This is a genomic window from Pseudomonas sp. PD9R (assembly GCF_019200975.1).
In the GTDB taxonomy this organism is placed as follows: domain Bacteria; phylum Pseudomonadota; class Gammaproteobacteria; order Pseudomonadales; family Pseudomonadaceae; genus Aquipseudomonas.
Genome location: NZ_JAHTMR010000007.1, coordinates 269,848 through 283,025, shown reverse-complemented (window position 1 = coordinate 283,025; position 13,178 = coordinate 269,848). Strand labels below are relative to the sequence as shown.

Here is a 13,178-nt window from a genome sequence, read left to right as displayed (position 1 = left end):
GGCCTGTTCACTTTGACGATGCCACGCGGGTGCTGTATTTCAACGCAGATGTTCGATGATGATGAGTGAGATTTTGCCCCAGCCAGCGTGCGATGCTGGCAATCGAAGCGCCGGGCTGGGCACACTCTTGAATGACTTGGGCTTTGAAGGACTTGGAGTAGGAACGGCGTGTTGGCTGCATGAAATACCCGCTTAAAAGGCTAGAACTGGTGCCCACTTAAATTTAAGTGCACACCATGTCTTGGCTTTGCGGGGCTAGGTAGATGACTTGGCCGGACGCATACGGACGAGGCGAAGGAAGGTGAAACCTATTACTTTCTTCCGCATTGCACGGAGAAAACCAACGAGCCAGGCAGCGTCGCCCTTTGGCAGCAAATATATGAAAGGATGGGGCTCAAGTTACAGGTTCAAGCGAGTGGCTGCTGTGGTATGTCTGGCACTTACGGGCACGAGGCACAGAACGCAAAGACTTCTGATGTTATCTATGGTCAATCTTGGGGCCCACTCGTGGAGAAATTCAATCGTTCAGGCCGCCTTCTGGCTGATGGGTATTCTTGCCGTAGCCAGGTTAAACGCAAGGAAGGTGTCACGATTTTACATCCGCTTCAGGCTCTTCTCGCTGTCGTGCGGGAAGCCACTCACTGAGTTAACGCCGCCTCATGTCATCCGTATGAGGCAGTTCAACCGCATCTCTCGAATGAAATACCAAAAGGCCCTTGAAGGGCCTTTTGTACTCAAACCAATATCACTTGTTTAGCCAGGACTGAACGGTCGCCGAACCATCTAGCCCGGCAGCAGCTCAGAGATAGCTTACTGCCGAATATTCTAGGCAAAATGAACACCGTGTCACCTTATCGCGCCCGACAAAAATGACCCTCAAACAGCCCTTTGCGCGCATTCCGACTTATTCGATTTCTCGAAGAAAATCACCTCCGATAGTGAAGTCGGCAACCTTTGTGTTTTTTACCATGCCGCCGAAGCCGTTCCTGCCTCTGAATGTAAGGAAGACCCGGATGAAGGTTCCCTTGTCGATGTACTTGGTCTCGACGTGGTCGTAGCTGTCCGGGTCATTCATGGCATCCTTGATCATCCGCTCAAAGCTGTAATGCACACCTGAGTAGCCGCTGAATTGCGCTTCAATTTTCTTTTGGCGCTCTGCCTTAGCCACTGAAGCAGCCAGCGCTGCAGCGTCCTTAGCGGCTTTCTCATCACGAGCCTTAACGAATCGATCAAGCTTTTGCTTATACAACTTGTTCGTCGGCTCCAATGAGACCAGTTGGGCGTAGATCGTGAACGCCTGGTCGTAATCTGTGGCGCCAACAGTGGACAGTTGCTTGGTTAGCTCGGCAATTTTAGCGAGACGTGTTTTTTCGGCCTCAGCGCGTTCAACATCCTCCCTGAGGCTAACGTAACGATTGAGGATCAGATCAAACTCAGGATCTTGCACCGCGAGGATGAAACGATCTCGGATCGCCTTCGCTGTCGCCAGGTTCTTACCATCTACAGCAGCCGCAAACTCCGACAGCACTGACGTCCGGTTCGCCGCAAAGTACGCTTGGGTGGCGCTCAACTGAGCCGCCGCGTCAGCGGTCTGCTTGGCTTCTGCTGCGCGAGCATTGGCGATGGCCTGAATGTGGCTTTCCTCTGCAGCTTCAGCGGCTACCCTCGCGGTGTGCTCAGAGAGCACGTAAGTCGAGCTCGCTAGCGCGACAAGGACGATTATCACTCGACAGTGCAGCGGATCACCCGCATTGAGCCAGGACAAGATGCGAGAGAAGCCAAAGGGACTCACAACGGCGCCGAACGCGATCAGCATCAGGCCGGCGATCCAACTCTCCTGCGTGACCATTGCGCCTAAGAGCACCAAGGCCACGGTTACTATCCACCACAGGTTGTTCAGCTCATTGAATGGCTGTGGTGAGGTCACAGTAGTAGAATTAGCCATGTCGTTTACTCCTTGTGATCCAGGGTGGCGATACCGCAGTTCAGCTCGTAACCCTTGCCAGTCGACCAGACGCTTTTACTGAGAAATACGCGATAACCATTGAACGCATCTTCGAAGGGCTTGCCCTGACCTACTCGCTTGGCCATGTCAGCGGGCGCCTCCCCCACCAGGTTGGTGACCATCTGAGTGCAGACATCCGCCAGGACTTTGGTGTCCTTCGCTGCGTGGCCGGTTTGATTGACGTTGAGCATGACTTTTACGCGAGTCACTTGGGTGCTGGTGCCACGACCATACAGCGCCAAATTATTAGGGAGGCCGGCAGTGCCCAGTTCCTTGTAAGGGGTCGCGCAGGAGTAGACGCCGTCGCTGAGCTCGGTGTAGCCGCTGGCGTTAACCTGGAAGCCAGGCACCTCGGTCAACGCGTTACAGGCATCCAGAGGGGTGAACGGCGCCCCTGCAGCGGCGTAAGTAGGTTGACCAGGGGTTACCAAGCCTATGGCGAGTACCAAGGCAGCCAAACGACTGACCAAGGCTTTGCCTGGTAGGTACTTTGCCTCGCCACTGAAGAATGCGACGGCGTCGGTCTCACTTTCTATGGAGCGAATAAGCGCTTCCAGGTCGTAGCTTTCAGGAAAGGCCTCCTGAGCGGCGAGGTCTTTTACGAAGTGGTCAACGAAGGTCGTGAAGGATGTACTTAGCGCTTGGGATGCTTTGATGCGCTCTCGGGTGGCAGCCCTGAGCGATTTAAGCACTATGTTGGTAACGAACGTACCAACGGTTTCCGTCCATGCGGAGTCATCGATCATCTTGAAGCCTTTGTCGACGATACCGCTCGCACGCTTCGCCTTCAGCTCGGCGAAGTGCTCCCGAACTCTTTCAAAAGTAACAATTGCGAATTCCGCATAGTCACGTTGACGCACCCAGCGCATGTAGTAACCGCGATAGAAAAAGAAGGCGAACACCGCCCAGATCAAACAAGCCCCGACCATGGTTGTTTTCATACAGACACCTTGCTTCCGCTCCCCAAATTAGGCCAAGTGGCCAAAAGGTGGCAACGATGAGGGCCGAGTTCGGCAAAATCAAGCGAGATGTTTGAAGCGACTTTCTATCCTGCAGATGTTCCCTAGTAGTCTGAATTCGCACAGCCTACAACGCATCCAACAAAAAAGGCCCTTTCGGGCCTTTTTTGTACGCAAACCAAACTCACTTGGTCAGCCAGGACTCAACGGTCGCGGAGCCGTGCTCAGCTTTCCATTCCTTCAGGGTTTTGTGATTGCCGCCTTTGGTTTCGACGACTTCGCCAGTGTGCGGGTTTTTGTAAATCTTCACTTGGCGAGGCTTGCGGCTGCCGGCCTTGGACTCAGCGGTTGGAGCTCGACGGCGAGCCTGAGGATCCAACAGGTTAATCACATTCGGAAGGCTGTAACCGTACTCGGCGAGTAGAGCACGCAGCTTGGTTTCAAATTCGATTTCTTTCTTAAGGCCTGCATCGCCTTTCAGCGCCTCAAGAGCTTCGAGTTGTTCGGCAAGGTGTTTTTCAAGCTGGCGGAATTCTGCGAGTTTAGACATGGAAGACCTCTATGTAGTTAGTATCCTAACGATACACTAAAAACAGCAATTTAAATTTTGACTCAGCGTTCTACTTCAATTTTTCGAACAAATTCACTTCCGCGAACAATGTCCCAGCAGAACTAAAACTCGACGAAATCGATCCAACGGAGGCCAGTAACGATTCCCCAATTACCTTGGTCATTAGGGCGACGCCAACGCGCTGACGGTTGTGCTTTCAGAAAAGCTAAAGCCTCATCGAAATCAGAGATTTTTCGCTCGTCTCCTTTGGCTCCAACTGTGAACCCTCCCCTAACCTCGAGCGCAGGGGAGAACACAGATCCATCTTTCGCCTGTGGAACCTTCAAAGACGAGCGAATTACTTTCCCGAAATTTCTGCCTCAAGCGAATCTGAAAATTCCACAGCATCGTTAGACGCTTCACTGGCGGCCGAATAACTGGAAAAACCTAGTATATCCGCATAGCGTTTTCTCAGTAACATATCGCGCGCGTTGAGAAAATCGAGCAAACGGTCTACCTGATACAGCTCTTTATCATCCGGAATTGAATGCTCATGCGTAAACGTCAGACTGCGACCACTTAGCCAAGCTTCAAATTGCTGATCTGATTTCTCGATATTATCGAGGTATGGCAAAAGCTGGAGATTGCTCAGACGGTCTTTGCCTTTGAGGTAAGCCTCTACGCCCCACTCCGATACACCGTGGCTCAGCAGTTTTGCCTTAGTGAGACTGGCTTGAGGAAATATATGATCCACGTGGTACTGAGCACTTCCCCAACGTTTGTCCGGGTATAGCAGGGACAGAGCGAAGAAGGTAGTCCTATCTTGATAGGTCAATGACAGTAGGTCGTCCAGGCTGCGCGGATCCGTGAAATCGATATGACTCTGCCGACGAAGGCCAAGTAGAAGAGCCCTCTCTGGAAACTCGCTAGATGTCGCGAGGCTTTCTTGAATGATTTTTCGAGACTGACTGATGGTGCCATCAGATGAACCGCCAAAGGTACTCGCGAGCAAAGCTTTGACCAGCCAGCGATGCATCGCTTGTATGGCTTCCAAGTGATTGGCTTCGGTTGAATTAAACCTTACAGACGTTTTGAAAAAATAGTATGCGATTGGCAATAACGCGTTCGAACTGGTCAGCGTCTCACGATCTATCCCGAAATCGTTCGCGAGGCGAACCGTCATCTCTAGCGCGGACTTGATACCTTCCCAATTGTGACGGATGAGATCGAGATTTTTCTTTGTAAAATTGGAGACTTTGTAGGCATTTGGCAAATCTGAAAGAACCAGACAAGCTTTCATCACCCAGTCCTTGTCGAAACTGTTGTTTCGCGCCAAACCACTGTTCAGATAGTCGACGTAGCTGTAGATCTCCTCCCTGGCATTCAGGTCACCCCATGTGGTGGTAATGGTGGAAAGCAAAAGATCAGACTTGCTCAGTTTCGTACCACCCTCGTTAGCACGTACAAAAATGTCTAATACTCGTTCGAGTGAACGGCTGGTCTCGGTAAAATAGGCAACTGACTCGTCTACCCAAACCGCGTGATACAGTTTTTTAAGATTGCGTTCGACAATACGACAGTCAGTTCGGGAAACGTCCTTTGACTCAAGCAAGTCCAGCAGCTTCTCGACGTAGCCGTCAAACCCATCCTTGTCGTCAAATTGCATGATATTTCTGACAGGGAACCAGTGAGTTCCCGCCTGCTCTACAGGTGCTTCATCAAAGAAAGACAGTCCATAGCTGATATCAGATTCAGATTCCTCATCGCTCGCATCCACCATCAGATCGAGATAAAGGCTCTGGCGTACCCAAGAGTCGGGGTTTTGCCAACGCTTCCCCTTGAGTTTGACCTTGTAGCTGCCACGTAAGCCGATCAGCAAAGAAGTCAGCCGTTGCTGGCCATCGAGTACGAGGGTTAAATGCTGGTCATTGACGTCCGCTGTTTCGTTGTGGAAATCACCAAACTTAAAATCTTCAACGAATTTGTATATGTCGAGGCTCCCAGCCTGAGCAGGCTCGACTTCCCAGAAAAGGAAAGAACTGATCGGGTAACCTTTGAGCAAACTGTCGAACAGACGGACGATCTGTTCCGGAGTCCAAACATATGGTCGCTGTATCGCTGGGAGATAGTAGTCTCGATTGAGATGGCGAATAACACCGGCGATGGAACTCGATTTGTAAGCCATTTTTCTCATCCTTGGAGCAGCGCGACGGGTCAATTTCAGCAATGGGTTACAGGCCGAGGCCAACGGTATCCTAGCTACTCGAAGGTCTCAATCCATGGATATATATACGCGACAGTAGCCCTCTGCAACAGCATAAAATTAAATTCTATAAAAATGGCTATTTTTAAAAATCATTGAGCGTATCAATTTTTCCTTTCCCGCTCAAAGCGGTACCCAACTCCCTACCAATCGCGTCGAACTGCCTAACGATTTGCGGGTAGTCTCGTTTAGGCGGAAGAACCCAACCGCACCTTGATGGGTTAGGTGCACCTGGAACCAAAACCAGCTGAAGCCTTGCACGCCCTTCTTTAACGATTATGTAAATATCGTAATTTGAATAACAAGGAATGGAGGTAATCATTAAACCATCTACCGTCATGCTCCAATTTGATACTGCCTTCGCAATAATGGCTCCACGATCTTTATCGTCAACGCGAGAAATGACTTTACTATTGTTAAAGGACACAGCCAAATAATCATTTGCCCGGATATAGAGCTCATCTTTACTTGCCCCTGGAAGGGTGTAATCGAAAAGAAATTCTCGCTTTTCACTCGTAATGGGAAGTTGATCGTTAGGGACTGTCCCGCAAGCTGACAATGAAAGAATGCAGGTAAGCAAGACTAAATTTTTGAACATGAAGCTATTCATCCTTGAGCAGAAACCTGCCAGTTGAATGACCCCTTAGCCACCTACGGGTCTGGAATCGGCGACGATAGCAGATTGCCATAGAGTGCGGGTGAGGATAATTGGTGCGCTAGATTTTTCAAGCGGTCGCGCGTCCGAAGTTGATCCATGATCGAATTTAAGGACATGGGCAAACGCGGGGTCGTCTCGAACATGCAATGACCTACCGGTATGGTTTACTCACTTGAGTCTCATAATTACCAGCACTACGAAATACGCACCTCATGCGGTGTTGCTCTGGCTCTCGTTGTCACTTGCAGTACACCGTCCAAAGCTGATCAACACGCGTCGTAAAACTCTGACTCATCATCTCCCTGCGCATCCCCCAATCCGGATTAGTCGGCACGCTCGCTAGGCGCATCGTCCCTCTACCCCACCTGCCATTGATCGCATCCAAAACACCCATCACTTTTTCTGTGGCTTCCGGTTGAGAGACCGAAAAGAGATCTTCGGTGTACTCGCCTTTTTGGCAGAGGTTGACCAGTAGCACCTCGGCCTTGCTGTATTTGAACCCAGGTCTGAACACACGATCAACAGCATCTACCGCAGCCTTGGTCATCAATCGAACATCGTCAGTTGGATACGGCAATTCCACCAATACACCGTTGGCGTATTTCGCTTCCTCCGGGCTAAACATCCCGGTACGTATGCTCACTCGAATTTTCTTACACAGCGACTGCTGGGCTCGAAGTTTCTCTGTTGCTCGCATCATGTAAGTTGCCACGGCCTCTTTGATCGGCGCTATCTCAGTGAGACGCTTGCCGAACATCCGACTGCAGCAGATCTCTTGCTTGGGTGGATCAGGCTCATCGAGCTCAAGGCACGGTGTACCAGCTAACTCACGAGCTGTCTTCTCGATGACCACACTGAATTTTTTGCGAAGTGTCCAAGGGTCGGTTTTAGAGAGATCCCAAGCTGTCTTGATGCCCATGCCTTCGAGGTGAAGCGTCATCTTGCGTCCAACGCCCCAGACGTCAGAGACCGAACATTTTTTGAGTACCCAATCGCGCTTGGTTTGGTCACGAAGGTCGACGACCCCACCGCTCTGCGCCTGCCATTTTTTGGCCGCGTGATTGGCGAGCTTGCTCAGGGTTTTCGTACCAGCGATACCTACACCGACCGGGATGCCGGTACTCCGATAAACCTGGGCCCTGATCTTTCGACCTAGAGCCTCAAGATCTCCTGGCACACCAGCCAAATCTGCGAAGGCTTCATCGATGCTGTAGACCTCAACGGCAGGTACCAGGGACTCGATCACACTCATCACGCGTTCACTCATGTCGCCATACAACGCATAGTTCGAGGAGAAGGCCACGATCCCGTGCTGCTTGAGTTTGTGTTTGATCTGGAAGTAAGGCTCGCCCATTTTTATGAACGGCTTGCTGTCCGCGCTGCGGGCGATCACACAACCGTCATTGTTCGAGAGCACCACGATGGGTGTCTTCGCCAGATCGGGACGGAAGACTCGTTCACAGCTCGCATAGAAGCTATTGCAATCGATGAGAGCAAAGACGGGCTCAGGCTTTTGGATCATGAGCGCGCACACTGAACGTCACCACGCCCCAGATGATCAGTTCATCACCTTCGAGGATGTATCGCGGAGGGTAACCTGCATTCTCGGACATTAGGATGATGTCGGAGCCTCGCTTACACAGGCGCTTGCACACCGGCTCGCAGTTCACTGCCGCAATCACGATGTGGCCGTGTTCAGCAATGATCGAGCGATCAACCACAGCCATATCACCATCGAATATTCCAGCACCTTCCATGCTGTGTCCTTCAATGCGCACGAGGTAGATATGCGGCGCACGGATGCCCAACAACTCGTCGATGGAGATGTGCTGTTCGAGGTGATCCGCCGCAGGCGATGGAAAGCCCGCAGGGACTTTGAACGAGTAAAAAGGGAGCCGGACTCCCCCTTCTGCCAACGGGCCGAGGATGGTGACGCTCATGGTGGGTGCCTTAACAAAACTGTACATACATACAGTAAACGTTGAAGGCGGGTGACGGTCAATGTCGAGCGAAAAAAATAGACCAAAGGGAATGACGCCACATCAGCGGATGGCACGGCTCTGGTCGTGATGGATACCTTAATTTTATTTGCTGATTCCGGGGCCCGGCTTTGTTGCCAAAAAAACCGCAGTCCACAGCTGTTCCGCCAACCACTGAGCCTCAATTCGACTGAGACTCCAGCCAACCCAACCAAAACACATCAAAATGTATTCGCCATCCAGTCTGATCTGAAAGTCGTAGATAGGCTCTTCACCGTCCTTAAATTCAACCACCGGCTCGGGATCGAGCAGGGCTCCTTCCATTAGGAAGTTTCTACCAGTATTCACAACTTGGAGCAGATCAGATGTTTCCTGTGACCCAAACGAATGGCGCTGTATGAGAGCGTTCCAATAATCATGAGCTGTTTGGATATTAGACTTATCCAATTTTGGGTGATTGTGATCAAACGCGTTGAGTACTGCTTTGATTAGACCTGACGCAATCTCATAAGCTTGCTGTGTGGTGAAGCATGCTTTGAAGTCGTATAGCGTTACACGTATGAGTCTCGACGGGGTGAGTTTGACCCTCGCACGATAATGCTCGCCTGTTGCCGGAAAAGTGAAAAATTCAGAAGACTTGAAGGTGAGGCTGGATTTCAAACGGTCGTTGACGCTCATAGCACACTCGAAGAATTGGCTTACTAAATGCCAATCGGCTCAACTTCTACGAACCTTTAACAGGCTCAAAAAATATTATTTTGCACCTCGGCTTTGCTGTATTTGAATTCTGGTCGGAAGGCTCGCTCCACCGCAGCCCTTGTGATCAATCGCACGTCGCCCGTTGAATAGAGCAATTCCACCAGGGCTCCATTGGCGTATTTGGCTTCCTCCGGATTGGACATGCCGTTACGGATAGAAACGCGGATTTCCTGCACGAAGACTGCAGCGCCCGGAGCTTCTCGGCAGCCCGCATCATGTAGGTCGCAACATCCTCCTTAATTGGTGCAATTTCGGTGAGACGATTGCTGAATATCCACCCAAGCAATAGATCTCTTGCTGGGTGAATCGGGCTCATCAAACTCCAATAGGACGTAGCCTTGCTGGGTAGCATGCTCCAATCTGGAACAATCTTATTGGCCATCAAAAAATGGACTGCTTGCTCAACGGTAAGCTTGGCTATCACTGCTAGGGGAAAATAACGTGCAGACTCAAGAGGAAATTCAACTGGAGCTGGCTCTGGCCGAGGCACTTAGGAGGAAGCAGTGAGAGCAATGGCTTGCAGAGAACAGCGAGGCCGTTACTACCTACAACGAATACGTGGAAGCCCAGGGCGTTTATAGAGCTTCTGATGCATGAGCGAGTTTTGAGAATCCCCAGAAACGACTTTGGAAATGGAACTGTCAGTCGTCTCCCCAAGGATCGAACTTGTCCCCATATTTGGCCTGCAAGCCGCGATTTCGGTTGATCTGCCAGATCCACGGATCGTAGTCATCGGGCAACGTGGCGAGCTTGTCGCTGATGACCATTTGCACTGTTTCGTCGCGCAACAAGCGGCGAGTCAAATCGCGGCATTCCCCGAGCGTAGTAGCGCCATGTGTAACATGATTTTCCTTCACATAGAGGTCAGTCATACCCACACGCATGTGACCGTACTCCCTCACTTCATCAGGGTAAATGTCCTCCAAGCTGAGATGTCCCATATCGTGCTCCAGGGTGAAAAAAACCGCTCGTAAATGAGTACTCAAGTGTTGTCCGAGGACACTATGGATAGGCGTGCACCATCGATGAAGTCGCCCCTGCGCGCCAGCGCCTTCAAAAGCCAGGTAGTCACAGGTGATTTAGTGTGCGCATGACAATCGCCACGTTGGTGCGTTGCTGAATTTCCATCTCAGCACCGCTCACCTGTTTGAAGCAACTCACGAAAACTTTTCCGTCCTACACCACGCATGAAACTTCCGAGGACGTAGTTGCCACTTTGAGTTTCAAGAAGCCAGAAACGCCCCTCTTTCCATGCCTTCTGAACTTTCCCTGTCCGAAGAAGACCGCCATCTACTGGGCGAAAAACGCCACCTTGCTCAACGTGATCGAAGGACACGCCATGGCATGTGTCATTTGCGATGAAGGCATCACTTATGAACGCAGTGACCGGTACCGAATACTTTCGGATGCTCGCTCGCCCGAGGCGGCACAGCTGAAAGTCGGTCAACTCTTTGCTATGAAATTCGACTTCGATGATTTCAGGCATCCAACCAATGCTCCAAACGACTTCAAAATGAATTGTCGGCAAACGTCGCTTACCCAGCCGACATCGAAAAAGCAGCACCTACAGTCGCCTCTTTTCTCTGGCCTGAACCCCACAAAAGGTAGACGGTATTTTTGGTTTCAAACATGCAGCCGTAAATGAAAGACACTCCGAAATTGCTCCGCACCCACATCTTGGGTTGAAAGCGGCCCCTGCTGTCCAGGACAACTTCATGGGCGTACAGCGTCGCGGGAATCAGACCGAGTAACGTCAGCTCTTCCTTTTCCACCGATGTCAAAGTGAGGTCGATCAAGATCCACTGCCGCACGACGCAGTACGCTTTGTCGGGGAAAAGCTTTCCCGCGAAGGAAATCAAGTCCTCTTGAGAGCCATTCCAGCCCGAAGTCTCCCCATCAGTACCGTAGAGGAGCCGAGCGATTTCATCCAACGTGACCATTGCAATACCGATGCTCTCAAATCTCGATCAATAAATTCGGATCAAAACCTGTTTTTTGATTTGGATAGCCTCGTGGATTGGAAACCACGCGGCACCCATTTTTTATGAAGTTCGCTGCGACGTGCGTATGCCCGTAAACCCAAAGATCGGCCTTTCCCAACAGTTCTGGCCAATCATTGGCATAGGCGGCAATCAGGTCTTCAGGAAGCTCGTCACCCACATGATCCAAGGTTGGTGCGTGGTGCGTGACTACGACTGTTTTGCCGTTGAAAGGCTTTTCTAACTCTTGAATCAGCCAGGAATGCGCGGCCCTTGATTTAGCTATCAGGTCATCCGGGTTCAACCGTCGAAAACTTTCATTCGCTCTGATCACGGCGAAGTCATTCATGCATTCCCACGCAGCGCGTTTTGCCGCAACGGCATTCCCAGTTGATGAGTAATCTGTCCACGCGGTTGTGACCAAAAACCGGGTTTGATCCAGGATCAAGGCTTCGTTTTCGAGTACGTGGACGTGAGGCGCTGCCGCCTCCTTCATCTTGCGCAGCGTGTGATCGATGTGGCCACCGTAGTACTCGTGATTGCCACACACGTAGATCACCGGACACTGGAAAACCTCGTTCGCCCATTTCACGCCGCGCGATTTGATATCAATGTCGCCAGCGAGAATGACTACATCCGCATCGGTTGGGGTGGGATCGAACGGAGCGAACTCGTTGTGCAGATCTGAAAAAATTCTGAGTTTCATACCGTATCAGTCTCGAGTTATTCCAGATTTTTTGGCATCAATGCTGTGGAACATTCCTGAACTGTCGATACGTTACGGTTTGGGTCTTCGTAGATGGTTTTCGCTTTCGTGAGCGAACTCGTGCCGCTCGTGCTACCAAAAGACGTGCTGTAAACCACCCCACACTCGACTTTGTGGAGCAGCACATATTCGCCGCCATGGCCGTATCCAGCGGTCAACTCGATCAAAGTCTCCATACGATCTAAAGAAGTGGCGTTCATCCAGGGCGGTGTAATGACCTGTACCACCTCGACCGAATTGGACTCATTGCTATCCGCGAGTATGTCGACCAACACAGAGGCGCTAGTTGCTATCAATTTCTCAATACGGTGCCCTGACCCTTCGCAGATCCGACGTACGACCTGATACCAAGGATCCATCGATTGCCGCTCAAGCATTTTCCAAGCCGATTGCCCGTTTCCGAAAAATCCAGGCAAACGAACTGAGTAAGACTCATCTGAGATAAACATTTTTTAGATACTCGTCTGTGGTACGCACGTGCGGCACCACACTGAAATTTTTGCTTCCATGCCCATTTAACAATCAGCTCGCTGCTTCCATGATCGAAAGAAATTCCAGCGTTTGCTGGTTTGAATCGCGTCAATACATCTAATACGTTTACGATCCTTCGAACTCGATTAGGTCAATGCGAGGCGCCACCGGACGCCTAGAGGCAGCTACAACGGCAGCTCACAAGGCTTTCAACCGGCGTCGTCCCGAATAATAACACTGATCGACGTTTATTTAAACACTTCGAGTGTGGCCCTATCCTCGCTTTTTAGGGGCAATCATGTCGCTCAAGAAAGAGATCGCCGCAACGATTCGGGTAGTCCGGTCGGTGCGCGGGCTGGCATACGAAGACTTGGCGTCCGTCACTGCGCGCACGAACGTCAGTGCGCTTGAGCGTGGGAAGATCAACATCACCGTTGATAAACTGATTGAGCTCGCCGCGCCTCTGAAACTCGACCCTGTGACCCTCTTAGCCATCAGCATATCCCTGAGCAATGGTGAGTCCCCCGAAGCGGCTTTAGAACGAGCACGCGGCGAGCTGGAGAGTTTTCGATCAGAAGGGGGCTTGGATCTACTTGCAACGCAGATTGTTGACGACACTCTAGTGCAGCGCTCCCGAGGGAAACCGGAAGGTTCCAAAAATGCGCAAGCTATTCAGGAGCTCAAGGCGGCAGGATTTAGCCGAAAGGATGTGATGGAAAAGCTCGGGCTGTCCAGGTCAACGGTGTATGGGCATTGGAAGATATAGAGCAAACGGAATCGACCGGCCTT

Annotated in this window: 15 protein-coding genes and 3 pseudogenes; 3 read left to right on the top strand and 15 right to left on the bottom strand. The window is 51.1% G+C overall.

Going from position 1 to position 13,178, the window contains the following annotated elements; all coding sequences use genetic code 11:
• Window positions 1-7: 7 nt before the first annotated feature.
• Window positions 8-181, bottom strand: coding sequence for a transposase (locus KUF73_RS31785; protein WP_218439128.1), 174 nt, complete (start codon window positions 179-181; stop codon window positions 8-10).
• A gap of 119 nt (window positions 182-300) precedes the next feature.
• On the opposite strand from KUF73_RS31785, the pseudogene KUF73_RS16550 reads away from it, so the two are divergent.
• A pseudogene (locus KUF73_RS16550) lies at window positions 301-645 on the top strand (hypothetical protein); the annotation flags it as partial.
• A gap of 259 nt (window positions 646-904) precedes the next feature.
• Here KUF73_RS16550 and KUF73_RS16545 read toward each other — a convergent pair.
• The 9 genes and pseudogenes from KUF73_RS16545 to KUF73_RS16505 all read right to left on the bottom strand — a co-directional run.
• Window positions 905-1,945, bottom strand: coding sequence for a hypothetical protein (locus KUF73_RS16545; RefSeq protein WP_218439127.1), 1,041 nt, complete (start codon window positions 1,943-1,945; stop codon window positions 905-907).
• 5 nt (window positions 1,946-1,950) lie between these two features.
• The gene (locus KUF73_RS16540) at window positions 1,951-2,946 is read right to left on the bottom strand and encodes a hypothetical protein (protein WP_218439126.1); all 996 of its coding nucleotides are present in this window, start codon (window positions 2,944-2,946) and stop codon (window positions 1,951-1,953) included.
• A gap of 202 nt (window positions 2,947-3,148) precedes the next feature.
• Window positions 3,149-3,514 carry a histone-like nucleoid-structuring protein, MvaT/MvaU family gene (locus KUF73_RS16535; protein ID WP_218439125.1) on the bottom strand — a complete coding sequence of 122 codons (366 nt, stop codon included), beginning with the start codon at window positions 3,512-3,514 and terminating at the stop codon, window positions 3,149-3,151.
• 358 nt (window positions 3,515-3,872) lie between these two features.
• Window positions 3,873-5,699, bottom strand: a complete 1,827-nt coding sequence (locus KUF73_RS16530; RefSeq protein ID WP_218439124.1) for a DUF262 domain-containing protein — start codon at window positions 5,697-5,699, stop codon at window positions 3,873-3,875.
• A gap of 163 nt (window positions 5,700-5,862) precedes the next feature.
• The gene (locus KUF73_RS16525; protein WP_218439123.1) at window positions 5,863-6,375 is read right to left on the bottom strand and encodes a DUF4468 domain-containing protein; all 513 of its coding nucleotides are present in this window, start codon (window positions 6,373-6,375) and stop codon (window positions 5,863-5,865) included.
• Window positions 6,376-6,673: 298 nt separating this feature from the next.
• The gene (gene umuC, locus KUF73_RS16520; RefSeq protein WP_305516107.1) at window positions 6,674-7,954 is read right to left on the bottom strand and encodes a translesion error-prone DNA polymerase V subunit UmuC; all 1,281 of its coding nucleotides are present in this window, start codon (window positions 7,952-7,954) and stop codon (window positions 6,674-6,676) included.
• Entirely contained in the window at window positions 7,941-8,375 is a 435-nt protein-coding gene (locus tag KUF73_RS16515) for a LexA family transcriptional regulator (protein ID WP_218439121.1), read from the bottom strand. Before KUF73_RS16515 ends, umuC begins: the two co-directional genes overlap by 14 nt.
• A gap of 144 nt (window positions 8,376-8,519) precedes the next feature.
• On the bottom strand, window positions 8,520-9,092 hold the full coding sequence (locus KUF73_RS16510) for a hypothetical protein (protein WP_218439120.1): 573 nt from the start codon (window positions 9,090-9,092) through the stop codon (window positions 8,520-8,522).
• A gap of 83 nt (window positions 9,093-9,175) precedes the next feature.
• A pseudogene (locus KUF73_RS16505) lies at window positions 9,176-9,444 on the bottom strand (DNA polymerase V subunit UmuC); the annotation flags it as partial.
• A 245-nt stretch (window positions 9,445-9,689) separates the two neighbouring features.
• On the opposite strand from KUF73_RS16505, the pseudogene KUF73_RS31780 reads away from it, so the two are divergent.
• Window positions 9,690-9,770 (top strand): annotated as a pseudogene (locus KUF73_RS31780) (hypothetical protein); the annotation flags it as partial.
• A gap of 44 nt (window positions 9,771-9,814) precedes the next feature.
• Here KUF73_RS31780 and KUF73_RS16495 read toward each other — a convergent pair.
• The 5 genes from KUF73_RS16495 to KUF73_RS16475 all read right to left on the bottom strand — a co-directional run bounded on the left by KUF73_RS16495 (window position 9,815) and on the right by KUF73_RS16475 (window position 12,367).
• Complete coding sequence (locus KUF73_RS16495) at window positions 9,815-10,114, bottom strand: hypothetical protein (RefSeq protein WP_140668318.1); 300 nt, start codon at window positions 10,112-10,114, stop codon at window positions 9,815-9,817.
• A gap of 188 nt (window positions 10,115-10,302) precedes the next feature.
• Window positions 10,303-10,659, bottom strand: coding sequence for a hypothetical protein (locus KUF73_RS16490; protein ID WP_218439119.1), 357 nt, complete (start codon window positions 10,657-10,659; stop codon window positions 10,303-10,305).
• 49 nt (window positions 10,660-10,708) lie between these two features.
• Window positions 10,709-11,113 carry a hypothetical protein gene (locus KUF73_RS16485; RefSeq protein ID WP_218439118.1) on the bottom strand — a complete coding sequence of 135 codons (405 nt, stop codon included), beginning with the start codon at window positions 11,111-11,113 and terminating at the stop codon, window positions 10,709-10,711.
• Window positions 11,114-11,129: 16 nt separating this feature from the next.
• Window positions 11,130-11,858, bottom strand: a complete 729-nt coding sequence (locus KUF73_RS16480) for a metallophosphoesterase family protein (RefSeq protein WP_218439117.1) — start codon at window positions 11,856-11,858, stop codon at window positions 11,130-11,132.
• A gap of 17 nt (window positions 11,859-11,875) precedes the next feature.
• A complete protein-coding gene (locus KUF73_RS16475; protein ID WP_218439116.1) occupies window positions 11,876-12,367 on the bottom strand; it encodes a hypothetical protein in 492 nt (163 codons plus the stop codon).
• Window positions 12,368-12,687: 320 nt separating this feature from the next.
• Here KUF73_RS16475 and KUF73_RS16470 point away from each other — a divergent pair, with 320 nt between their 5' ends.
• Window positions 12,688-13,155, top strand: coding sequence for a helix-turn-helix domain-containing protein (locus tag KUF73_RS16470; protein WP_218439115.1), 468 nt, complete (start codon window positions 12,688-12,690; stop codon window positions 13,153-13,155).
• Window positions 13,156-13,178 lie beyond the last annotated feature (23 nt).